Origin of the sequence: Rhodococcus jostii RHA1, from assembly GCF_000014565.1 — a bacterium.
In the GTDB taxonomy this organism is placed as follows: domain Bacteria; phylum Actinomycetota; class Actinomycetes; order Mycobacteriales; family Mycobacteriaceae; genus Rhodococcus_F; species Rhodococcus_F jostii_A.
Map to the genome: position 1 here is coordinate 77,776 of NC_008271.1, position 22,023 is coordinate 99,798.

A 22,023-nucleotide genomic window follows, 5' to 3' on the forward strand; every position below is an offset into this window, starting at 1 on the left:
ACATGGCATCGGCGCTAATACCCGGGCTCTGCACGGGCGGAATCATGTCGGATCCCACGGCGATCGTTCGAGACTGTTGCGCTCATCGAGAACCTGGTCGACGGCCGTGGTCGGGATACGGAAGCCTTCGCCCTCCGAAGCCCGGAGACGGTCACGTACGTAGGCGAGCATGGCGAGTTCACGTTCGAGGTCTGCTGTGGTTCGGTCGCTCACGGTCTCATCCTGCCCGGGGGTGAGCGGTGATCCGAACTGTGCCGCCCGGCGACGTCGAGACGAAGGCCGGCGGTGTGCATGTTCGGCCAAAAATCCTTCAGCGGACATGTCGTCTCCGCTGGTAAATGGAACATTTAGCCGGTCCGGGCCTCGGCGGTGCGACTCCCGGTCGCCCTGCCGCGGGGCCTCGGCGACCCCGTACCCTTGCCCTCATGTCTGGACTCGGAAAACCCCAGCGCCGACGAGGTGCTGCCGTCTCTGGCCACCGTCGACGTCTCAGCGGATCCGCACCTCATCACGGTGGCGGCGCGCACCGGAACGCCACACCTCCGTCGCAGCGTTCGACGTTGCGGCCGAGGAGTGGTTTCCCGCGGCGGCCGGGTTCGCCGTCACGGTCATCGTGCGCACACCGTCGACGCGGCGACGGGCCGGCCACGCTATCTGCCGCCGGCGGAGCCCGCCGAGTGGGCGCGCGCGATCTTCTCGACCGTCGAGGGCGCGCACGGGTACTTCCTCGGCGCCGTCGACCCAGGCACCAGCGTCCATCGACGCGGGCAGCTCGCATATCGCCTCTATCTCGACACCGACCGCCGGGCGATTCCCGTTCCTCGGCAGGTGGTCACCTGCCCGCATTACCTACTATCGGCCATCGACGGCAGAGCCGAGATCACCATTCCCACGACGGCCTGACCCGACAGGCTGGCCGGGAGCCGGACCACAGTCTGCGGGCGCTGCTTCCTCTGGTGTCCGATCTGCACCCCCTCCAAAGGGTGCGACCTTGAAATCACGTCGCTGTTGCTCACTCATGTGGTTCCTCCATCCGTCTCGATCCGATCCCCTGCGACAGACAGTCAGTCGCCGCTGCCCCACAAAATCAAGGACGACGCCCGGGGGCGGAATCGAGACGGTTGATCCACCCGGGGACCTACGGCACGTGGATACACCTGTGCCACAAGCTCATTGCCACTTCTGAAGCCGACCACGACAGACCTCAGGAATCTCCCGGGTGGGAGCGCGGCGACAAGACTACCAGCGCACCGAAGCTCGGGGCAGGGGACGTGTCATATTCGCCGCTCATCACCGCTTTTCGCAGAGAACCGGCGGCGCAATTGGCCGCATGGTCAGCACCGTACGATCCGAGCCCTAGCCAATAGCGCTACAGCGCATCACGCCCGCGCTACCGTTCGACGTATGGGGACGACATTTCACGGGCCGGGTCCCTGGCCGCACATCACCCGCGCCATTCGAGTGAGGGGGCCACGCCACGCCGCGATCGCCTATCTCGGCGAGGACGCGCCGACGCTGCTGCCGTTGCGGGCCGGCGATCTCCTCGTCGTGAACGCCTCCCGAGCGGCGGTGCGCGCGCATGTGACCTCGCCGATTGCGCTTGCGTACTACGTCGAGGCCGGGGTCCGGGTCCTGTCGTCGCCGAACCTGCACGCCAACGTGATCGCCACCAGTCGGCGGGCGGTCATCGGCTCCGCGAATGCCTCCCACAGCTCGACGATCGCCGATGAGGCCGTCGTCATCACCGACGACCCGGAGGTCGTGGCCGCCGCCTGGACGTTCATCGACGGTATCGAGGAGATCACCGAGGTTGATCAGGCGTTTCTCGACAACGCCAGCACCGCATGGCAGATCGGTCGGTCGGTGCCGATCCCCGGGGTCGGTGGCCGGGTGCGCGCCGAACTGGATTTCCTTCCTGCACGGGTGACCCGGATGTTCCTGCGGCACATCGTCGAGTACGAACCCAGCGTCACCGAGCAACAGACCTGGGACACCCAGGCGCGCCGGCATCACACCGCCACCGCGGGGCCGGCAGCGACATATCAGCTCGAATGGTTCCGCCTCGACGACCGGCGCGCCCGCCTCAGGCGTGGCGATGTCCTCATTTTCGTCACCGACGACAATGACTGGATTTACCCGCCGGCAGTCGTGGACTCAGACGCCATCGCGATTCCGCACACGCACAGGGCCTTCGGCCACCTCTTGCTCGTTCGGGCGGATCTGCAGCCGGTCTCGGTTGCGGACGCCGAACAACAGCTCGCCGATTTCGGGCACCCCAATCCCCGGCTGACCACAGATCACCGGATCATCTCCGCCAGCCTGCGTGCCGCGCTACTCCGACTCTGGAACCTCTGACCTGGATCCGCTGACCCAGCGGCGGATCGGACCATTGAGGACCTGACTTTCAGCTGGCGCGACTACTGTCCGGCTGAGCGACACGCCCGAGCGCGTGCGGGGGTCCTTGGAGAAACCATCACCTGGCGGATTCACTGTCTTCGCGCCAAGCACCGCGCAACTGTCCGACTGAGAAGCTCGTAACAAGAGTGAGCAGGAGTGAAATGCCCGAGCAGTCGTGGATCGCTGCCCAAGAACTGTACGACCAGGGATATACGGTCGATGGAGCACGTCAGCTCTTCGGGGAGCCAAAGACAGGCCCCGACGGAACCCTCGGTTGGGAAGACGATTGGATCGACCGCGCAGAAGGAAGGGCCCTCATCCCTGTACTGCCCTTCCTTATCGAACGTCTGCGCGGACATTCCGAGGTGGGAGAGGCTGCTGGTGAGCTGGTCAGGCTCTACGAGGAGCTCAATCGTCGAGTAGGAAATGATGGTGCTCCCGATCCGCTCCATCACCATGAAATCTCCGAAGATGAGCTGGTAGAGCTGGGAAATGACCGCGACGCCCTCAAGGCGATCTACGGGTCGCCGCACCGTTGGACACAAGAGCCTGTGGTCGAGGGCAATTCGGTTCCGTTCATTTCGCAGGAACGAAGCCGGTTCGGAGATGGTGCGCGATTGGTCGGAAGGCGGAATCTCCGGTGGTGGCTCAAGAGTGCAGTCGGCGAAGTGGCGAACAAGCAGAGCGAGAACGCCTGACTAGAGAGCTTCCCTGTGCCAATAGCCGGGCCCGGACTGCGGTCGATGGGGACGTGTCGTCTCCCCAGGTGAATGAGCCGATCCGGCTTACCAGTCCGATGCGCTGGAGGTGATCTCTCGGGCGCGGTGGGACCAGTCCGGGTCGCGTACCAGAGCGGTGATGGCGGTGGCCATCTGCTCGGTGTTGCCGTCGATGCCGAGCCGGCGGAGCGTGCGGGCGATGCGCGCGGGGTGGGCCGGCCACCGACCACCGGTGGTTTCGACCAGGGCAGCGAGGACGGTGGCCGCCTCGGTGTCGCTGAGTTCCACCGGCTCACCGGTCATGCCTCGTAACCCGCGGCTGCCGGTGGTCAGCCAATGCGCGCTCGCCGCTCGGCGCACCGAGGCCCGGTACCAGGGATTACGCAGCGATCGCATCAACGCTCCTTCGCGTTCAGTGGGCGTCCTGGAACGCCTGCTCCACCTCGGCGGGAATGCGCCCGCGCGAGGAGATTTCATAGCCCTGTTCGGCCGCCCAGGCGCGGATCTCCTTGGAGTTCCCCCGCCGCGGCGGGGCGTCCGGGGCGACGGGCCGATTCGAGCGTCGTTTCCGGCCACCGACCCGGGTGGCGTGCTCGATGAAGAATCCGATCTGCTTGTGAAACTTGCTGGCGTGCTTGCCTTTCAAATCAATTTCGTAGTCCACCCCGTTGACGGAAAAGGTGATGCTCTCCCCGTCCTCACCGAAGACGGTTCCGTCGATGTCGTCGACCAGTTCGACAACTACCTTGCGCGCCACAGTTCCCCGATCTCTCACATTGCCTGATACAGCAGGCAGAACCCTACTGGCGGCGGCGGCCGATCAGGGCAACCGACCCCGGGGACGTGTCATCTCCGCAGGTCACTTGCCGGTTGTACGGCGCAGGAGCAGACGGGGGTCCTATTGGGTGTGCACCCGGGTATCCCTCAAGGGGCCGAGCGCGAAGTAGATGGGCGGCGGACAGCCCGACCCACCGCCCATTCTCGCAGGTCAGGTGCCGCTGCCGCGGTCTCTCCGACGAATCCGCTCACGGCGGGCATGTTTGGCGAGCAGGTGTTTCCGGTTGTTCGGGGCGCGGAACATCTCGTCGAGCATCCGGTTCTCGATGTTGTGATGGAAGCGGAGGATGCGTGTGGCCGCCAGATGCACCAGCTCCTGGCGGTTCGAGCTGAGCCGTTCGGCGAGGGCGTCGAGGTGCGCGAGGAGTTCGTCGTCGAGGGCGACGTCGACCCGGGCTATGCGTGGCGGGGCGGCGGTGCGGTGTGCCTGCGCGAGGGCCTCCCCAGCCGCCGGGTAGGCGATGAGTTTGCGAATTCCGACGCGGAGCAGCGCGGAGACCCGGCGGGGACCGTACTCGTCTGCCAGCTCTTCCAGGCGGCGTTTGGTGTCCTCGTCGAACCGGAAGACGTGCCGGCGCCCGAACGGGTTCCCCTGCGGACTCGGTGCTCGAGTGGGCGTGTGGGCCGGTTGGTCGGCGGCCGCGGCCTGCCGGCGGCGAGTATCCCGGGCGAGGAGCCTGGCCCGGTTGGCGTCCCCGCGGTAGATCTCCTCGGTCACCGCCTTCTCGAGGTCCCGCGGGTTCGCCAGCAGCTGGCGGGCGGCCAGGCGCATGAGTTCGGCTCGGTCGGAGTCGAGCCGTTCGGCGAGGGTGTCGAGTTGGCCGCGCAGGTCGTCGTCGAAGTGCACGTTCGTGCGCGGGCCGAGGGCTTCCGGGGTCAGGTCGCGGGAGGTGCCGATCGTGGCCAGGTCGGCGGCAAGGTCTCCCGGGTTGTCGAGGAGTCGGCGGACCGCGACCCGGATCGCTGCGGCGGTGCGGGCGTCGCCGTTGCGGCTGATCAGCTTTTCGAGGCGGACCAGGGTGGAGCGGTTGAGGTACACGCGGGTGCGGTAGGTCAGATCGGTGCGGGTGTCTTCGCGGAGCACCGGGTGGCGGAATCGTCCTGCCCCGGTGAGGAAGCGGTGCAGTGCGACGCGGACGATCGCGCTGCGGTCGGTATGGAACTCGTGGGCGACCTGGTGGAGGCGAGTGTTGGTGGCGGGGTCGAGGTCGAGGTGTCGCTCCGCCCAGGGGAAGCGGCGGGCGTCGGCGGAGGCTCGGCGGGCCTGGGCCAGTGCTTCGGGCACCCGGTCGGCGTCGGCGAGAAGTCGACGCGCGGCCACCCGCACCAGCGCCCCGAAGCGCCGCGGGCCGATGCCGGCGGCCAACTCCTCAAGCCGTTGCTTGGTCTCCTGGTCGAAGCGGAGCGGGATCGGATCCCCCACCGGTACCCGGCCCATGTTCGTCTCGCTCATCACCGGCCATTGTTCCGGTAAGTCCCGGGACCTCGATTCGCACCCCAGGGCACCCACCGCCACCACAATCGGTCACTGCGCCCTGGCGAGCCGGTTGCTGCGAAAAGCAGTGGCGCCATGTACGGAGACAATACAGCGATACATTGCAATGTTAGAAGCCCTCGGAGGAGGCCGTGCCGGGCCCCCGGCGGCCGGCCACCGCGAGCGGGAGCATTCAGAGGCAGTGCCGGCCCGGAACCTCGGTGCACACCGTCGACCAGCGCTCGTGAACGCAACCTCCCGCACCAGTCGCACCGACCGTACGCCCGCGTTCATGACTATGACACCGGCGCGCTCATCTTCGGTGAGCCTGGCTTCGAAAAGACAGGCAAGGTCCGTCCACTGAACGTCCGTCGGATTGAGAGAAAACCCGGCAACCCGGAGTCGGTGTGTCACGCTCAAGAGCGGACACCACTCCGTTCGCCCACAGCCGGCAACCTTGCCGCAGCGTCATGGAAGGCACGCACGATTGCGGCCGAAATCCGACCGCGGAAGGACACTTCACGACCCTCCCTGATCGCCCACTCTCGAATCTCCTTGGCCGTCTTCTTCGCCGGAGCCGTACCCGCCGCCGCTCCCTTCACCGAAGCCTCCTTCTCGACAACCTTCTCCCCGGCCGTTGTCGCCCCGGCCGTCTTCCCCGCTGCTGTCTTCTTCGCTGCTGTCTTCTTCGCTGCTGTCTTCGCCCCTGCCGTCTTCTTCATTGCCGTCTTCTTCGCTGCCGTCTTCTTCGCTGCCGTGTTCTTCGTCGGAGCCTCCTTCTCGACAACCTTCTCCGCGGCCGTTGTCGCCCCGGCCGTCTTCCCCGCTGCTGTCTTCTTCGCTGCTGTCTTCTTCGCTGCTGTCTTCGCCCCTGCCGTCTTCTTCATTGCCGTCTTCTTCGCTGCCGTCTTCTTCGCTGCCGTGTTCTTCGTCGGAGCCTCCTTCTCGACAACCTTCTCCGCGGCCGTCGTCGCCCCGGCCGTCGTCTCCGCGGCCGTTGTCGCCCCGGCCGTCTTCCCCGCGGCCGTCTTCCCCGCTGCCGCGTTTTTCGCCGGAGCCTCCTTCTCGACAACCTTCTCCACGACCGTCTTCTTCGCCGGAGCCGTCTTCGCGGCCGTCTTCTTCGCCGGAGCCGTCTTCGCGGCCGTCTTCACCGGAGACTTCCTCGCAGCCGCCTTCTTCGCAGCCGTCTTCTTCGGCCCGGTCGTCTTCGCCGGAGACTTCTTGGCGGCCGTTGTCTTCGCCGGAGCCTTCCCCGCGACTATCTTCTTCTCGGCCGCCTTCTTCGCCGGCACCGTTCTTGCCTGAGCCTTCGTCGCCTGAGCGTCATGGAAAGCTTGCACGATCTCGGCCGAAATCCGACCGCGGGGAGACACTTCGCGACCCTCTCCGATCGCCCACTCTCGAATATCCTTGGTCGTCGACTTCGCCGGAGCCGTGATCACCGCCGGCACCTTCGTGGCGACAAACTTCTCCGCAGCCGTCGACTTCGCCCCAGCCGTCTTCACCGGCAACTTCCTCGCAGCCGCCTTCACTCCGGCCGCCTTCTTCGGCCCTGTCGCCTTCGCCGGCGACTCCTTCGCGGCCGTTGTCTTCGCCGGAGCCTTCCCCGCGACTATCTTCTCCTCGGCCGCCTTCTTCGCCGGCACCGTTCTTGCCTGAGCCTTCGTCGCCTGAGCGTCATGGAAAGCTTGAACAATCTCGGCCGAAATCCGACCGCGGGGAGACACTTCGCGACCCTCTCCGATCGCCCACTCTCGAATATCCTTGGTCGTCGACTTCGCCGGAGCCGTGCTCACCGCCGGTACCTCCGTGGCGACAAACTTCTCCGCGGACGTCGACTTCGCCCCAGCCGTCCTCGCCGGCGACTTCCCCGCAGACGCCTTCTTCGGCCCTGTCGTCTTCGCCGGCGACTTCTTCGCGGCCGTCTTCTTCGCGGGAGCCTTCCCCGCGACTATCTTCTCCTCGGCCGCCTTCTTCGCCGGCGCCGCTTTTGCCTGAGCCTTCGTTGCCTGAGCGTCATGGAAAGCTTGAACAATCTCGGCCGAAATCCGGCCGCGGGGTGACACTTCGCGGCCCTCTCCGATCGCCCACTCGCGGATCTCCTTGGTCGCCGCCTTCGTCGAACCTTCGGAAATCCTCGGTGATACCGCCATCGTGCTCTCCTTCTACGTCAGGGCAATCGTCGAACGCACACAGTAACGGCAGGCTCGTCCCGCAAATGCGGAAGCTCACCGAACTAACAATTCAACGTCTTTAAGACATTGTCCATGTGGACAGACCACACACGATCGTCTTCGAGCCCTAAATCACATCGCACCGAGCCTCATGCAGGACGAGCACGACGCACCCCGACAGGGACCATTCTCCACCGAAATCCCGAAATCCCTTCGGCAGCTGCGGTGTTGGAGTGGTCGACACTGCCGAGTCCGGTGTTCACGGTGCCGAGCAGGGTCTGCGCCCGACGGCCCACCACCAACTCACCGAAGACTGCGCCACACTTCCGGCGGTGCAGCACCTCCCGGACTCCGGCCACAGCGGCACCGAACCTTCCCTCGCGAAGGCCCCGCGCCGGCCACATCCCCAGCCGCCCGGAGAACACCGTCGTGGCCGTGCCGCCGCATTCGGAGTGTGCTCACCCCCAGCCGGCATCATTCTCTTCCGCACCGCACTCACACACGGTTCACCCGAAACCGACTGCGGCACCGTGCACACGAGTGGAGACAACTCGACACAACACCGCGATGATCAACAGGCACCGGGACGGCCACCCCTCGCGACAACAGTGGGGCGCGCGCCGGCCGAGACACCGCCGGTGCTCCCTCCGATCAGCTGGCGTCAGCCCGTACGTCGCCGCGTTATCCCGATGTCAGATCGAATATCGTGAAGGAGCGAGGCGAGCACCATCTCTCGGGCCCATCCGTCGGCATCGAGCGGCGCCGACCGCACCATTATCAGCGTCGGTGGTTTTCCGTCCGCCGACCAGCGTGCGCGCGAGTTCAGTGCATCCGTGCCGGCACTCGTAATGCAGCCCCCGCGCGACGATCGTGTAGGTCAGAATGTCGGTCGCGGTTCGGTGGGTCTGCGCGTAGTCCCACCCACGTGCACGCCGTCAGCGAGGCGCCCCGGCCGAGCCCGATGATGTTCCGCTGGCCACCGCAGGACCGCCACCTCGACATCCTCGTCGAACACCAGTTCCGTCAACGACTTGTCGGCCAACGGCCCGCGTGCGGACGATCAGGTCCGGTGCGATGCCTGGCCGCGCAGTATTCCCTCGGCAACCACGGACAAACCGATATACACCGCGGTCCACTCCCCCATCGCACCTGTTCCCTTCAGCGCTGACAAGGTCCCGGGGCACATCGTCACGGCTCGGCATCCGGCAGCGCCACCTAACAGAATGAACTGCGTGGCGCACAGAGTCCGCCGCGCGGCGAGATCGGCTGTGCTGAGGGAGAAGGTGTTGCCGGCCCGCCGGGACGGGTCAGGGTTTAAACCTCGCCCCAGCGGTCATCCCCGACCCGGACGGCCAGACCGACACAGCAGAGGCAGCCGGGCGCCCCACTCCGTCCGGTGCCGCGCCTCGCCGCACCGACCGTCTGAGCACAGACCGGGCAATCAGCACGACGAAGGGATCGACGATGGAACCGCACGAACCGCACAACCTCAATCCAGGGCCAGGCCCCGATCCGTCCCGGGTCGCCGTGGTGGTCGCCGGTGCCGGAGCGCGCGGAGCCTACGAGGCCGGCGTTCTGTCCGTCGTCGTGCCATTCCTGCGCGCGGGCGGCATCACACCGGATCTGTTCATCGGCACCAGCGCCGGAGCGATCAATGCGACGCTGTTCGCCGCCGGCGCCCACCTGCCAGCCGACGACCAGGCCGCCGCCGCCCTCGCGGTCTGGCGGAGCGTGGACATCGACGACGTGTTCCGGCCACTGATGTACAGCGGACCCGCCACGATCGCACGCTGGGCCGGTCAGCTCTGCGGAATACCGGGGATTCGCCTGACGAGTCTGGTCGACACCACGCCACTGGCCCGGACCGCCCACCGATTGGTCGACTGGCGACAGCTCGCAGCGAACCTCGACGACCGACGGACGTCGCTGGCGGTGGTGACCACCTCGGCCGCCAACAACCGGACGGTGGTCTTCGTCGATAGGAACGGTGCCGCCCCGCTCCCGCCACCGGACGCCAACCGCGCGATCGACTACCGCGATGTGCGGGTCACCGCCGAGCACGTCCGGGCCTCCGCCGCGATTCCGGCACTGTTCCCCGCGGTCGAGGTATCCACCCCCAACGATGCGCGAGGCTGGTACGCGGACGGTGGGATCCGGCTCAACGCCCCACTCAAACCGGCGCTGTCCCTGGGCGCGCACAAGTTGGTCGTCGTCGCCACCCACCCGGCGGTCTACCCCCCAGTGCCGAACACCGGCGAGGAGCCGGGACCACCGGATGTCGACGACATGGTCGTGCGGGTGCTCGATGCCGCTCTGGTCGATCGGATGGTCGAGGATCTGCGCACCCTCGGCAAGATCAACGAACTCGTCGCCGATGGTCGCCGGACCGGCACCGGCCGGCACCACCACTACGTCGATGTGCCCTACCTGTTCTTCGGCCCCGAGACACGCGGTTGCCTCGGCACCCTCGCCGCCGAGGCATTCGACGACCGGAACCGGTGGCCGGCCGGCGCATGGCGCATGCTTCGCAATCCGGACCTACTGCTCCTGGGTCGACTGCTCGGTGGCGACGGCGCCCGCCGCGGAGACCTCCTCAGCTACCTGCTCTTCGACCGCGGATTCATCAACGCCGCAATTTGTATGGGACGACGGGACGCACACCTGCTCCTGGCAGGCACAGACCAGCCACCCTGGCTCACCGGAGCGCCGAAGCACGTCCCGCCCCAGCGGATCTCCGTCCACGCCGCAATGCAGACGCACGGCGCAGGAATCGGCGCCGAGACCACCGACACTGCCTGATCGGATCCTTATCTGCGCGCACCGCCCTACGACCGTGCCACCACATGCCCCATCCGGGGACCCGGCGCCCGGCCTGCCCGCTCCGAACACAATAGGGGCGGGAGGTTTGACGCAGGTGCGCGACGCTGTCTCTACAGGGCGGCATCACGCGACGACGTCGAGCAGTAGGCCGTGGGAATTTGACCGCAAGTTGAGTTCCGGCGAAGGACAGTGACGGGGTCCGGTTTGGGACGGCGGTGACTTCGTTCGGCTGCACAGCGAAGGCGGCGATTCCAAGCGTGACCAATGCGAGTGGTGCATGCTGTACGGTCTGCGTGCACTGGAACCCGTTGATCGCAAAGCGCTTCTTCGAACCCTTGCCACCAGGCAGGTTTTCGCTCAGCACGAGGAACGAGCCGATTCGAGTGTCGGATCGGGTCCTCGAAAGGTGATACGACGGCCGACAGCGCTTCCCCGACGGTGTTCCAGTGCTCCGCGGTGTCGATCAGGTTCTGCACCGCGGTGTAGCCGACCTTCGGCAACGATGACTGCGCCCGGTGTTTGTTGACGGACCGCACTCCGCTGACGTGAACTCGGCGGCAGGCGAACCGAATCCGGAATCAGCAACTCCCGCCGCTTGTGCTCGGAGACCTCCGGGACCGTGGTACGGGGGAAGGCACGCTCGAGGTCGTTGCGGGCGCGGGTGAACTCGGCGTCCTCGACCATCCGGTCCAGCTCCCTGAGCCGAATCGCGCTCCTGGGCGCGGTCGTCATAGGAAGCCGTCGACCGGTAGCCGGGGGCGCGTCCGGAGTGAGGTTGTACGCCAACAGCTTTCCTCTCACCCCTGATTCGAACCCAACCCTGAGACGGCGAAGGCGTGGCAGGCGTGAGTGTCCCAAATTGACGGCCTGCCACGCTCGGACCCAACCCCAGGGGCGGGTCACCGCGGGAGCGCCCTATACCGGTGACCACACCAGTGACTTGCTCCCATGCGTGTTGCCGGCCTTCCGGCCGTGCGCACCTCAGACTACCGAAACTGGCTGGCCCAGTTCGACCAGTACTCACCCGGCATCACGTCGGATCGCACGGCGGCCGTTCAAGACTGTTCAGCTGATCGAGCACCTGATCGACCGCGGTGGTCGGGATACAGAAGGTGTCGCCCTCCGACACACGGATGCGTTCGCGGACGTAGGCGAGCACGGCGAGTTCACGCTCGAGGTCTGCCACGGTTCGGTCGCTCACGGTCTCATCCTGCCGTGAAGCGAGTGCTCATCCCCACTCGTGCGCTCGGCAGCGTCGAGGAAGACACTGGCGGTGCTGCAACCGTGCCCAACGCTCCATCAAAGGGTCATGCCATCCCCGCAGGTCGAGACGCCGCTTTCGGACCGGTCGACGGTCGGGGGAATCGCCTCCCCCAGCAGCTGGGCCCGCTCGACCCGCACGCGAGGGCACCTCACCGGATTCCGGCGCACAATCGAAATAGAAGGAGGTGGAATCCAACTGGGGGTGAACCATGCGACCGGAACCGCGCGCACCGGTACCCACACCGATCCGGTGGTGGCGACTGTGCCCGTGGAACCGCAACCACCTGATGCGGTCCAGCGACCGCGTTGAGGCCCTCCTCGTGTTGGTCGCCGCGATCCTGGTGCTGCTGGCGATCCCCTTCGCCGCCGCATACTGAACCGCGACCCACACCCGACTCGAACACCAAACCCAAGCCCGGGCGAGCGGCAGCAGGTGCCGGCCGTACTGCTCGAGGACACCCACCCCACACCCGACACCAGCGCAGGCACCCTCCGCACCGCCGGCGCCCAGAACACCGCCCGAGCCCGCTGGTCCACACCCCACGGAGATCGCACCGCCGCCGTGCCCACCGACACCCCACACAGGCCGGACAGACGGTCACCATCAGCATCGACGCCGACGGCAACCCCATCGGCCCGATTTCGAGCAGCGGGGAGAACACGATCGTCGCCGCGGCCGCCGCACTCGGAGTCTGGGCCCTCGCCGCCGGCACCGTCCCGCCCCCCACCGCCCTCGCCCGCACACTGCTGCACCGAAACCGGATGCGGCGCCGGCCACACGAATGGAAACAACTCGAGACCCCACCGCGATAACCCGCCTCTCCCCTCGGGAGATCGCGTGCCGTTACAGCGGGCGTGCGGACCGCCCCGCCCCGCACGTCGTCATCGTGTCAAAGCGGGGGCCGAGAGCAGTACCGGACCGGTCCTCGTCTCAACTCTCCGCTGCGGGGGCAGCCTCGATGGCACCATCGTCGACGAAAACCAAAGTGCCGTCATCCGTCGCGACGGCCCACCGGCGCACCGGCGCCCACTCATGACCGGCGCTCACGCCCGCCTCCGCGGCGTAGTCGTCGACCACCACACCGAGCACCCACGCCGAACGCGCACCGCTGCCCGCACGGACCCGGACCCGCGCACCCGGCACGATCGGGCCATTGTTCCCCTTCGGCGTTTCGGGCATGGACATGATTGTGGCATCCCCACCCCCCGGGGCGTCGGCCGAGCAACCCCCCCACCGAGGGTGCGTGGGCACGCGCGACGAAGCCCCAGCCCCACGAAGGCGGCGGTAGGGACCTCGGATCCACCCCTGCCGGCACCGCCGCGTCTGCGATGCGGCGCCCTACCACCCGGCGCACGCACCCACGCCACCCCGACCCTCGCCCCCGAACCAGGGCAGCCGCCGTCACCTCCCGCCGTGCGGCCTTCCAGGCAGCGCCCGCGCCGTTCCGCACACCTCGGCCGCACTTCCCGCATACCCCGCACTTCCCGTACAACAAGAGCGAGGAGGTACATCATGCCCGGGACACGACGACACACCCCGCACACCACCCCCCTACGTGCGGGCACCACGCCACCTCGCCGGTCGCCGCCACCGCGCCGGCGGCTGGAAGGTGACCGTCGCCGAGGACGGCGGCACCCTCGCCCCTCGGCGGCCGGCGGGTGCCGGTCACCCGGCCACGGGTGCGGGCCGCGGACGGGACCGGGGAGCTGCCGATCGGCTCGTACGAGATGTTCACCTCGACCGAGATCCTGGGCAAGATGACGATGGAGAAGATGCTCGCCGGCCTGGCCTGTCCACCCGCCGCTACCCGATCGGCCTCGAACCGGTCGGCGAACAGGTGACCGAAATATCCACGGCGACAAGTAAATCCGCGGCCTCCCGGAAGTTCGTGGCGATGACCGAGACCGCCCTGGCCGACCTGCTGTCGAAGGATCTGTCCGGGCTGGACCTGGTGGCACTGATGATCGACGGGGTCCACTTCGCCGAAACCTGCTGTGTCGTCGCCCTCGGCATCGACATGGACGGCAACAAGCACCCGCTGGCTCTGGTGGAGGGCGCCACCGAGATCGCCACCCTGGTCACCGGTCTGCTGGTGGACCTGCGCGAACGCGGCCTGGACGTCACCCGTCCGATGCTGGTCGGCCTCGACGGGTCCAAGGCCCTGCGCAAGGCCGTCCTCGACGTCCTCGACCGTCCGGTCATCCAACGCTGTCAACTGCACAAGATTCGGAACGTGAAGGACCGACTCCCCGAACGCCTCCGCAGCAGCGTGGGCCGCAAGATGACCGACTCCTACCACGCCGCCTCGGCGCTCGAGGCCGAGGCCGCGTTGGTGGCGCTGGCCAAGGAACTCGATCGCACCCACCCCGGGGCGGCGACCAGCCTGCGCGAAGGTCTGGAGGAGACCCTCACGGTGCTGCGACTGGGCGTGCCGCCCACCCTTGCCCGGACGCTGCGCTCCACCACGAACGCCATAGAGTCGATGATCTCCGTGTGCCGCGAGTACGCCACCAACGTCAAGCGGTGGCGAGACGGACAGATGGCGCTGCGCTGGTGCGCCGCCGGGATGGTCGAGGCCGGCAAACAATTCCGCCGCGTCAACGGCAACCTGCACCTACCAACACTCCGCACCGCGCTCGAACGCCACTTCTCCGAATCTGTCGCACCCATCGTGCACAATGATCAGGAGAACGCAGCGTGATACTCACCGGGCCGCCACCGAAGTTCCACGGAGCTCGGGACATCCTCACTTTTCCGTGTGCGAGGTGCTACGACAATCTAACCGGTTGCGTCGGCGTCAGCCGGCACAACCGGACGAGCGGCGGTCGCCTCGGCAACCACCATCGGTGCACCAGGACTGGCGGTCCCGAACCCGCTGCGTAGCCTGCGCCACCTGGCGGCGACAGGGTCATCGCCACAGCCGTTGGCGCAGTTGGCCCTACGGATCGATGACCTCGAACGACCATTCGGTGCTGCCGATGCGGATGACGTCGCCGTGGCCGAGAACGACGGAGTCGATGATGCGCTCGCCGTTGATCAGCGTGCCGTTTGACGACTGCAGGTCCCGGATTTCGTATCGCGGCCCGGTAGCCACGACGATCGCGTGGTACCGGCTGACGTTTCGGTGGCTGAGCACGAGATCGTTGGTGTTCTTTCGCCCGATCCGCAGACCACCGGGGGGAATCGGGATCGCCGTGCCGGCGCGGTCGCGGAGCTGACCGGTGGCCACTCTCTGTTGCTGCTCGATCAAGGTCAACGTCATGGCGCCGGTCGTCACGGTCAACGGTTCCTGATTCAGGATTCGTTTTTCGAGGTCTTGTAGTGGTCCGGATGGGTCGATGCCCAGTTCGTCAGCGAGGGTTGTGCGTAGCCGCCGGCAGGCGTCCAAGGCGTCGGATTGCCGGCCGGCCAGGTAGAGGGCGGTGATCAGTTGGGCCCACAGTGGCTCTCGAAGCGGATGCTCATTCGTCAGATCGATCAGGGTGGAGATTACTGATTCGGCTCGGCCACATGCAATTTCGGCCTGGGTTCGCGCCGATGCGGTCGCCAGCAGTTCCTCTTCGAGAGTGGCGGCGAACGCATCGGCAAAGCTGTGCCCGCGGAGATCGTCGAGGACCGGCCCTTTCCACTCGTCCAGGGCGTGGGACAGTGCGGCGCTCGCCTCCTCGAATTGTCCGGCCTCGGCGAGCCGGCCCCCGGTCGACGACAATGCCCGAAACCGGGCCAGGTCGAAGTCGTCGTCCGCCACCGACAGTCGGTATCCCGGTGCTGCGGTCGCCAATACGGTCTTGGGGTCGACGTCGGCGCCGCCGAGGGCCTTTCGCAGTTTGGACACGATCACGTGCAGACTGGCCCGGTAGTCCGGGGGCGGATCGTCATTCCACGCCGCCGCGGCGAGGGCGTCGGCCGCGACCACACGACCGCGCCGGATGAGCAGCATCGCGAGCACAGCGCGCGGTTTGGTGCCCCCCAGGGACTGCGGCGCTCCATCGATGGTCAACTCCACTGCACCCAGGACGTGGAGACCGAGCCGGTGCCGTATTGCCTCGACGTTCTCTGCCACACCAATCACCGAGCCTTTTCGCTCCGGGAGCCCGCGCGAGGTTGTTGCGTCGGCATCAATTATGCCGTCCCGGACGCGGGATCTGCCAGGCCCGGCAGCACGGGGCGTCGGCGTCGCTCGCCGGGGGATGCGCTCGACGGATGCGGGATAGGGATTTGATCAGGATCGGATAAGCGGCGGACCACACACTTCTTCACGTCCCCAGCAAGACCATGAGAGAAGGTCCACCGTCGTGTTCACCCGCAAGATCGCCACCGCCGCAAGTACCTGCATCACCGCCGCTGTTGTCGGGGTGGCCGCTCTCGGCCTCGTCGGCACCGCGAACGCGATGAGCCCCGCCGCGGTCTCGACCGTGTCAGCCTCGGTGGTGGTCGGCGATCCAGTAGGAGCCGCCGCATACTGGCAACGTCAGCACGGTGGCGACTGCGCGGAGATGGCGGTCGCCGATGTCGTCGGAGATGTCACCGGCCGCGCTCCCTCCGAGGCCGAGATCGTCGAGGTCGCGCGCAGCACCCCCAGCACCGTCGAACCGGGCCCGATCTACACCGGCGACGCGGCCGGTGGACCCGCGGACGCCGATGTCAGCACCGGCGGGACGGCCTCCGAGGACATTCCCGCGTTGCTGGCGCACTATGACATCGCCGCCGTCCTCAGCCACGCCGAAAACGCGACGGCCGGCATCGAGGAACTCGTCGCAGATCTCGCGATTGACCGGAAGGTCATCGTCGGGGTGAACGCGGAAAGCATCTGGGGCGAACGCGGTGACCGGACCACCGCCGATCACGCCGTCGTCGTCACCGGCATCGACCTCGCCGCGGGAGTGGTCTACCTCAACGACAGTGGCATCGACACCGGTCGCGCCGAGACGATCAGCCTCGACGTGTTCCTCGCCTCCTGGAGCACCAGTAACTTCGAGATGATCATCACCCTGTAGGTGCTGTGCTCGATGCCTACCGGTCCGGCACCGCCACCTGAAGCCGACCGCAGCTCGTGATCCGTCGTGGCGGCGACGCCGCGCCGATCCCACGGGCTGTGCGCAATCATTCGGACGGTCCGATCGGGAAGAGATCGACTGTGCGGCGCCCACCGGGGCGCCCTTTCACTGAGGCTTCCCGAGAATGCCGGCGTCGTCATCGACGCCGGCGTTCTCGAGGTCTGCCGGCATGACCTGCACGCGACTACCACGATCGCGCACCAGTCCGTATCATGAGAATGCCATATGTTACGGCAATCTTGTTGTTAGGCAGCCGAGTGAGATGACTGTTTCACGACGACTGTTCGTGCCGAGGGTTCCCCACCCGGCCGCGCCCACCTCGGACTCTCGGCGCGATACCCGCGTTCGACATCGCAGGAAGGATCTGGGAGAAACGTCAACGACTCGGTTGACATGGTGATACGCAGGAAGTAGGTCGGCATGCGAACGTCATCACGGCGGTAGGCGTCGAGATGACAGTGGTGGGCGCCCGGACGCCGAGATCCTGCGTACGAACCGCAGGTACGACCCGCGGGCGGTACGCAACCACCGGCCGCGGGGCGCCGGACTTCGACGTTCGCGTACGCGACCATCGCACCGACACACATATTCTCCCGGCACTGCCCCTATGAACCCCGACGACTCCCCACCCAACGGGCCACCAGCACTGGAAGTTGCGGCCGACGGGCACCGGTGGCGGGCGGCACCGGGCCACACCTTCACCATCGGCCGGTCCGAGACCGCCGATGCACAGTTGGCCAATCCGCGCATCTCACGCTCGCATGCGGTCCTGACCACGACACCGCACGGCTGGACCTTGAGCAATCACAGCCGAAACGGCATTTTCCTGGACGGGCATCGGGTTGATCAGGTGCCGGTGCACGGACCCACGACGGTCGTGCTCGGGAACCCGTCCCACGGTGTGGTCCTACACCTTCGTCCCGTACCGTCGGCACCACCCCCGGAACCTGCGCCCACACAATCGGAGGGCGATCGATCAGCGCGGCCCCCCACCGCTGTTCATGCGATCGAGCAGCCTCGGATCAGGATCGGTCGCACCGACGACAACGATGTGATCCTCGACGACCTGCTGGTCTCCCGACACCACGCGGAACTGCGGTTCTCGGGCGGGAGCTGGGACATCGTCGACCTCGGCAGCGCCAACGGAACCTACGTTAATGGAATCCGGGCGTCCCAGGCGCGTATCGGTGAGCCGGACGTGATCGGCGTCGGTCATCAACTGCTGCGTCTGAACGGTGACCGGCTCGAGGAATACGTCGACACCGGTGACGTGTCCTTCGAGGCCACCGACTTGGAGTCGGTCACCGCAAACGGACGTGTCCTGCTCACGGGTGTGGGGTTCACCCTGGATCAACGCAGCCTGCTGGCGGTGGTGGGACCGACCGGGGCCGGAAAATCCACCCTGCTCAATGCCCTGACCGGGTTCCGGCCGGCCACGAGTGGGGCCGTGCACTACGGTGGGCGTGATCTGTACGCGAACTACGCGGAACTGCGACACCGTATCGGTTTCGTCCCGCAGGACGACATTCTGCACACCCAGCTCACGGTGCGCCGTGCACTGAACTACGCGGCGCGGCTCCGGTTTCCGCAGGACGTGTCCGCCGCGGCCCGGCAGCAGCGCATCGACGAGGTGCTCGGTGAGCTCGGGCTGACCGGGCAGGCGGATCAGCGCATCACCAGCCTCTCGGGGGGACAACGCAAGCGCACCAGCGTGGCGTTGGAGTTGCTGACCAAACCCTCGCTGCTGTTCCTCGACGAACCGACCTCCGGGCTCGATCCCGGATACGACAAGTCGGTGATGCAGACGTTGCGCGCCTTGGCTGATGAGGGCCGGTCGGTGGTGGTTGTGACGCACAATGTCTCCCAACTCGACCTGTGCGATCGGCTTCTCGTCCTCGCCCCCGGCGGCCGGCTCGCCTACTTCGGACCGCCCGGGCAAGCGCTGACCTACTTTCGCTGCGAGGACTTCCCAGACCTGTTCACGCTGCTCGAGCACGACACCGTCACCGATTGGGCCGCCCGCTTCCGGCAGTCGCCGCTGTACCCGGTGTACATCGGGCCGCGCCCGACCGATGCCTCACCCGCACCCCCTGGACACCGGTCCCCGCCCGAGAACCCGGACGCCCAACAATCCGCGCTCACCCAGTTCGCGATCCTGTGCCGCCGCTACCTGGCCGTCATCGCGGCCGACCGCCAGTACACGGCCTTCCTGCTGGCGCTGCCGCTCCTGCTCAGTCTGTTCACCCATGCCGTTCCCGGCACCGCCGGGCTCTCGCTCACCGAGGCAGCGGTCCAGCACTCGAACGAGCCCGGCCAGCTACTGGTGCTGCTGATCATCGGCGGCGCCCTGATGGGCTGCGCCGCAGCGGTCCGCGAGATCGTCAAGGAAAAGGCCATCTACCGACGGGAACACGCAATCGGTCTGTCCCGCAACGCCTATCTCGCCTCCAAGCTTGCGGTGCTCACCGTGATCACCGGTCTGCAGGGGCTGGTTCTGGGGATCTTGGGATGGGCCGGGCGGCCGGGGCCGGACGGCGCCGCCCTGCTGGGATCCGGTGAAGCCGAGATCGCGATCGCGGTGATCGCGGTGACCGTCACCTCGATGATCATCGGGTTGCTCATCTCGGCGATGATCGACAACGCCGACCGGGGCATGCCCTTGTTGGTGCTCGTCGTCATGGCCCAACTCATCCTCTGCGGCGGCCTGTTCCCGCTGCACGGGCGTGTGCCCCTCGAACAGCTGTCCTGGCTCTCCCCGTCGCGGTGGACCTATGCGATGGCCGCCTCCACCGTGGACCTGGCGGCGATGCCGGGCTCTCCCGGAGCCGGCGATCCGCTGTGGCGGCACACCCCCGGAGTCTGGCTGACCGACCTCGCGATCTGCGGTGTCCTCGCCGTCATCATGATCGTGGTACTCGCTCTGCTGCTCGGCCGAGTCGATTCCCGCCGTCGTGTCGACCGATGAACGCGCCGACACCCCCGGCGGCGATGACGACGTAACCCCCGCCTGCTCCCGTGCACCGCACCGGGGTGTTCCTCGGAGGCGGCAGGTGCGGTCGGGCCTGCGAGTCGCCGGTGAAAACCCACCGAGCGGCAATCCATACCGGCTCGGCGGCAATGGGTTCCGCCGCGGGCGGGAGGGTCGGCAGCGGTGGCGCGCGGCGACTACCCCGGTCGGTCGAGCACCCGCGGTGCCCGTGACACGGCGCGGCGGCCACAGGCCGCTCCCGTCCTATTCGAATGCCCCCTGCTTGGTCCACCACTCGTACATGGGTGTCATGCCGTTCGGGTCGTCCGCGAAGACCTTTCCGATCGCCAGATCGGCTTCATTCGTCCAGGCGATGGCGGGCACCGGCGGGGTGTCGGCGGACATGAAACACGCTACCTGGCCGACGGTCTGGGGTTCACCGTGCGAACTGTACGGGCCGGGGCCGCCGCCACCGCTCGGGCAGGAAATGACCTCCGTTTCGTTGAGGACATCGTCGTAATGGCTCTGCAGTGCCGCGAGATCGGTGAACAGGAAGAAGCGGGCGGAGGGTGCACCGGTGGCTTGGTTCGGCTGGCAGGAGAGGGAGGAGAGTTCACCTGGGGTCGGCTGTTCCGATTGGCAGTTGAATTCGCCGTATCCGGTGGGCATGACCTGCATCAGCTGCTCATCGGCGGCGGTGAATTGGCCGGACGGTTCCGGGGACGTCGGGGGTGCGGACACCGGCGCGGGAGCCGGTGCGGGCGGCGTGGGTGCCGGTTTCGCGAGCCACATCGCCACACCGGCCGCGGCCGCGACCACGACGAGCGCGGCGCCGGCGAAGACGATCCACATCCGCTTGGACGGACCCGGGCGCGGCGGCTGGCTCTGCTGGGGGCCGCCCCACCCCGGGGGTGGGGGTGGGCCGACCTGCGTGCTGTCCCACCCGGGGGGCGCGCCGGCCCCACCGTGCCCCGCGGTCGGTGAGTGCGAGTCGATCCAGGTGTCGGCGTTGGCATTCGGGGCACCGGGTTCGTGCGGTGGCACGGGGCCGTACGGCGGTGGTGTCGGCGTGTGGGTGCCGTACGGCGGTGGCGTCGGCGTGCGGGTGCCGTACGGCGGTGGTGTCGGCGTGCGGGTGCCGTACGTCGGAGGTGTCGGCGTGCGGGTTCCGTACGGCAGAGGCGGCGGGGTGTCGACGTAGGTCGGTGGTGCGGGGGCGGGCGGCGGCGTGTGCGCCGGTGGGGGTGTGCCGGCCCGTCTCGCGACATCCGGCGGGCCTGGCTCGGCGGCGTCGCCCTGGGTTTTCTCGATGAGGGTGGCGGCCTCGTCCTGATCGCCGGCGCTGAGGGCGTCGTGGGCGGCGAGTGCGAGATCGCCGGCGGTGGCGTAGCGATCCTGCGGGCTCTTCGCCATGCCGCGGGCGATGATGGCATCGAAGCCCGCCGGCACGCCGGGGCGCGCCACACTGGGCCGCGGTGGTGGCTCGAACAGGTGCGAGCTGATCTTCACCCGGATGCTGTCCGCCGGATACGGCCTGGCGCCGGTGAGGCATTCGTGTAGAACGCAGGCCAGCGAGTAGATGTCGGCGCGGTAGGTGACCTCGCTGCCGTCGCCCTCGAAGCGTTCGGGGGCCATGTAGTCGTAGGTACCGACGGCGGTTCCCAGGGTGGTCAGTTTTTCGTCGGTGGCCGTGTTCGCGATGCCGAAGTCGACGAGGTAGGCGAAGTCCTCCCGGGTGACGAGGACGTTCTCCGGTTTCACATCGCGGTGGACGAGCTTGTCGGCATGGGCGGCGTCGAGGGCGGCGGCGATCTGGCTGATGATGGCGACCGCCCGCGGCGGGGCCAGCGGCCCGTAGCGGGTCAACAGCGAGCGCAGGTCGGTGCCCTGCACCAGGCGCATGTCGATGTACAGCACGCCGTTGACTTCGCCGTAGTCGTGGATCGGCACGACATGCGGTTCCTGCAGGCGGGCGGCGGCGTGCGATTCGCGGCGCAGACGTTCCCGAAAGATCGGGTCATCGGCCAAGGCGTCGGGGAGGAGTTTGAGCGCCACGGTGCGGTCCTTGTCGAGGTCGTACGCCTCGTAGACCTCGCCCATGCCGCCTTTGCCGAGAAGCCTCTTGAGATGGTAATGCCCGAACTGGGTACCGATCCGTGATCCCTGCGCGGTGCCGCTCATCGTTGCACTCCCTTCGGCGCGATGGTCGCAGGCGGCCTTCCGCCGGCGACCATCGTGATCGGCAAGGGGAACGGGGAGTGCAGGTCGAGCGGTGGCCTCTGTCGCCTCGGGCGGGCCGCGCACGCGATC

At 67.4% G+C, this 22,023-nt stretch carries 18 protein-coding genes and 4 pseudogenes; 10 read left to right on the forward strand and 12 right to left on the reverse strand.

The window, feature by feature from the left end; all coding sequences use genetic code 11:
* Positions 1-42 precede the first annotated feature (42 nt).
* Positions 43-213 carry a hypothetical protein gene (locus RHA1_RS51100; RefSeq protein ID WP_167541033.1) on the reverse strand — a complete coding sequence of 57 codons (171 nt, stop codon included), beginning with the start codon at positions 211-213 and terminating at the stop codon, positions 43-45.
* A 204-nt stretch (positions 214-417) separates the two neighbouring features.
* Here RHA1_RS51100 and RHA1_RS43195 point away from each other — a divergent pair.
* The 3 genes and pseudogenes from RHA1_RS43195 (at position 418) to RHA1_RS51105 (ending at position 3,095) form a co-directional block, all read left to right on the forward strand.
* Positions 418-903: pseudogene (locus RHA1_RS43195) on the forward strand (N-formylglutamate amidohydrolase).
* Positions 904-1,404: 501 nt separating this feature from the next.
* Complete coding sequence (locus RHA1_RS43200; protein WP_011600358.1) at positions 1,405-2,355, forward strand: phospholipase D-like domain-containing protein; 951 nt, start codon at positions 1,405-1,407, stop codon at positions 2,353-2,355.
* 203 nt (positions 2,356-2,558) lie between these two features.
* A complete protein-coding gene (locus tag RHA1_RS51105) occupies positions 2,559-3,095 on the forward strand; it encodes a hypothetical protein (RefSeq protein ID WP_167541026.1) in 537 nt (178 codons plus the stop codon).
* A gap of 87 nt (positions 3,096-3,182) precedes the next feature.
* Here RHA1_RS51105 and RHA1_RS43210 read toward each other — a convergent pair whose 3' ends face one another.
* The 4 genes from RHA1_RS43210 to RHA1_RS52770 form a co-directional block, all read right to left on the reverse strand.
* Positions 3,183-3,512 carry a beta/alpha barrel domain-containing protein gene (locus tag RHA1_RS43210; protein ID WP_011600205.1) on the reverse strand — a complete coding sequence of 110 codons (330 nt, stop codon included), beginning with the start codon at positions 3,510-3,512 and terminating at the stop codon, positions 3,183-3,185.
* A gap of 16 nt (positions 3,513-3,528) precedes the next feature.
* A complete protein-coding gene (locus RHA1_RS43215) occupies positions 3,529-3,873 on the reverse strand; it encodes a histone-like nucleoid-structuring protein Lsr2 (RefSeq protein WP_011600360.1) in 345 nt (114 codons plus the stop codon).
* A gap of 231 nt (positions 3,874-4,104) precedes the next feature.
* A complete protein-coding gene (locus RHA1_RS43220; protein ID WP_041813723.1) occupies positions 4,105-5,406 on the reverse strand; it encodes a ribbon-helix-helix protein, CopG family in 1,302 nt (433 codons plus the stop codon).
* Between the two features lie 437 nt (positions 5,407-5,843).
* Positions 5,844-6,935 (reverse strand): Lsr2 family DNA-binding protein, encoded by a 1,092-nt coding sequence (locus RHA1_RS52770; protein ID WP_237727143.1) that lies wholly within the window; start codon positions 6,933-6,935, stop codon positions 5,844-5,846.
* On the opposite strand from RHA1_RS52770, the gene RHA1_RS52775 reads away from it, so the two are divergent.
* Positions 6,841-7,089 (forward strand): hypothetical protein, encoded by a 249-nt coding sequence (locus RHA1_RS52775; protein WP_041813724.1) that lies wholly within the window; start codon positions 6,841-6,843, stop codon positions 7,087-7,089. The genes RHA1_RS52770 and RHA1_RS52775 overlap by 95 nt on opposite strands.
* Positions 7,090-7,154: 65 nt before the next feature.
* On the opposite strand, the pseudogene RHA1_RS52780 reads toward RHA1_RS52775, so the two are convergent.
* Positions 7,155-7,226, reverse strand: a pseudogene (locus tag RHA1_RS52780) (Lsr2 family DNA-binding protein); the annotation flags it as partial.
* On the opposite strand from RHA1_RS52780, the gene RHA1_RS52785 reads away from it, so the two are divergent.
* Positions 7,195-7,428, forward strand: a complete 234-nt coding sequence (locus RHA1_RS52785; protein ID WP_041813725.1) for a hypothetical protein — start codon at positions 7,195-7,197, stop codon at positions 7,426-7,428. The pseudogene RHA1_RS52780 and the gene RHA1_RS52785 sit on opposite strands and share 32 nt — an antisense overlap.
* Before the next feature lie 26 nt (positions 7,429-7,454).
* Here RHA1_RS52785 and RHA1_RS52790 read toward each other — a convergent pair.
* A pseudogene (locus RHA1_RS52790) lies at positions 7,455-7,583 on the reverse strand (Lsr2 family DNA-binding protein); the annotation flags it as partial.
* Between the two features lie 1,485 nt (positions 7,584-9,068).
* Here RHA1_RS52790 and RHA1_RS43250 point away from each other — a divergent pair.
* Positions 9,069-10,403, forward strand: a complete 1,335-nt coding sequence (locus tag RHA1_RS43250) for a patatin-like phospholipase family protein (protein ID WP_011600365.1) — start codon at positions 9,069-9,071, stop codon at positions 10,401-10,403.
* A gap of 1,051 nt (positions 10,404-11,454) precedes the next feature.
* Here the strand turns inward: RHA1_RS43250 and RHA1_RS51110 are convergent.
* A complete protein-coding gene (locus RHA1_RS51110; RefSeq protein WP_011600367.1) occupies positions 11,455-11,625 on the reverse strand; it encodes a hypothetical protein in 171 nt (56 codons plus the stop codon).
* A gap of 271 nt (positions 11,626-11,896) precedes the next feature.
* Between RHA1_RS51110 and RHA1_RS53430 the strand changes: the two genes are divergently transcribed.
* On the forward strand, positions 11,897-12,064 hold the full coding sequence (locus RHA1_RS53430) for a hypothetical protein (RefSeq protein WP_041813726.1): 168 nt from the start codon (positions 11,897-11,899) through the stop codon (positions 12,062-12,064).
* A 554-nt stretch (positions 12,065-12,618) separates the two neighbouring features.
* Here RHA1_RS53430 and RHA1_RS43265 read toward each other — a convergent pair.
* Together RHA1_RS43265 and RHA1_RS50145 are read right to left on the reverse strand one after the other, a co-directional pair.
* The gene (locus tag RHA1_RS43265) at positions 12,619-12,867 is read right to left on the reverse strand and encodes a hypothetical protein (RefSeq protein WP_041813813.1); all 249 of its coding nucleotides are present in this window, start codon (positions 12,865-12,867) and stop codon (positions 12,619-12,621) included.
* A 331-nt stretch (positions 12,868-13,198) separates the two neighbouring features.
* Positions 13,199-13,423, reverse strand: a complete 225-nt coding sequence (locus tag RHA1_RS50145; RefSeq protein WP_148228586.1) for a hypothetical protein — start codon at positions 13,421-13,423, stop codon at positions 13,199-13,201.
* Here RHA1_RS50145 and RHA1_RS43270 point away from each other — a divergent pair.
* Positions 13,332-14,389: pseudogene (locus RHA1_RS43270) on the forward strand (IS256 family transposase); the annotation flags it as partial. The gene RHA1_RS50145 and the pseudogene RHA1_RS43270 sit on opposite strands and share 92 nt — an antisense overlap.
* 237 nt (positions 14,390-14,626) lie before the next feature.
* Here RHA1_RS43270 and RHA1_RS43275 read toward each other — a convergent pair.
* Positions 14,627-15,760 (reverse strand): BTAD domain-containing putative transcriptional regulator, encoded by a 1,134-nt coding sequence (locus RHA1_RS43275; protein ID WP_011600369.1) that lies wholly within the window; start codon positions 15,758-15,760, stop codon positions 14,627-14,629.
* Between the two features lie 223 nt (positions 15,761-15,983).
* Between RHA1_RS43275 and RHA1_RS43280 the strand changes: the two genes are divergently transcribed.
* Both RHA1_RS43280 and RHA1_RS43285 read left to right on the forward strand, forming a co-directional pair.
* On the forward strand, positions 15,984-16,685 hold the full coding sequence (locus RHA1_RS43280) for a C39 family peptidase (protein ID WP_011600370.1): 702 nt from the start codon (positions 15,984-15,986) through the stop codon (positions 16,683-16,685).
* A gap of 667 nt (positions 16,686-17,352) precedes the next feature.
* The gene (locus RHA1_RS43285; protein ID WP_041813727.1) at positions 17,353-19,710 is read left to right on the forward strand and encodes an ATP-binding cassette domain-containing protein; all 2,358 of its coding nucleotides are present in this window, start codon (positions 17,353-17,355) and stop codon (positions 19,708-19,710) included.
* Between the two features lie 267 nt (positions 19,711-19,977).
* Here the strand turns inward: RHA1_RS43285 and RHA1_RS53135 are convergent, their stop codons facing one another.
* Complete coding sequence (locus RHA1_RS53135; protein WP_011600374.1) at positions 19,978-21,894, reverse strand: serine/threonine-protein kinase; 1,917 nt, start codon at positions 21,892-21,894, stop codon at positions 19,978-19,980.
* Positions 21,895-22,023 lie beyond the last annotated feature (129 nt).

Coding starts and splice junctions, on each gene's coding strand:
- RHA1_RS43265 (WP_041813813.1), bottom strand. CDS start 12,867: ATGCCCGAAACGCCGAAGGGGAACAATGGCCCGATCGTGCCGGGTGCG.
- RHA1_RS43210 (WP_011600205.1), bottom strand. CDS start 3,512: ATGCGATCGCTGCGTAATCCCTGGTACCGGGCCTCGGTGCGCCGAGCG.
- RHA1_RS43285 (WP_041813727.1), top strand. CDS start 17,353: ATGAACCCCGACGACTCCCCACCCAACGGGCCACCAGCACTGGAAGTT.
- RHA1_RS43200 (WP_011600358.1), top strand. CDS start 1,405: ATGGGGACGACATTTCACGGGCCGGGTCCCTGGCCGCACATCACCCGC.
- RHA1_RS53430 (WP_041813726.1), top strand. CDS start 11,897: ATGCGACCGGAACCGCGCGCACCGGTACCCACACCGATCCGGTGGTGG.
- RHA1_RS43250 (WP_011600365.1), top strand. CDS start 9,069: ATGGAACCGCACGAACCGCACAACCTCAATCCAGGGCCAGGCCCCGAT.
- RHA1_RS51105 (WP_167541026.1), top strand. CDS start 2,559: ATGCCCGAGCAGTCGTGGATCGCTGCCCAAGAACTGTACGACCAGGGA.
- RHA1_RS53135 (WP_011600374.1), bottom strand. CDS start 21,894: ATGAGCGGCACCGCGCAGGGATCACGGATCGGTACCCAGTTCGGGCAT.
- RHA1_RS43220 (WP_041813723.1), bottom strand. CDS start 5,406: ATGAGCGAGACGAACATGGGCCGGGTACCGGTGGGGGATCCGATCCCG.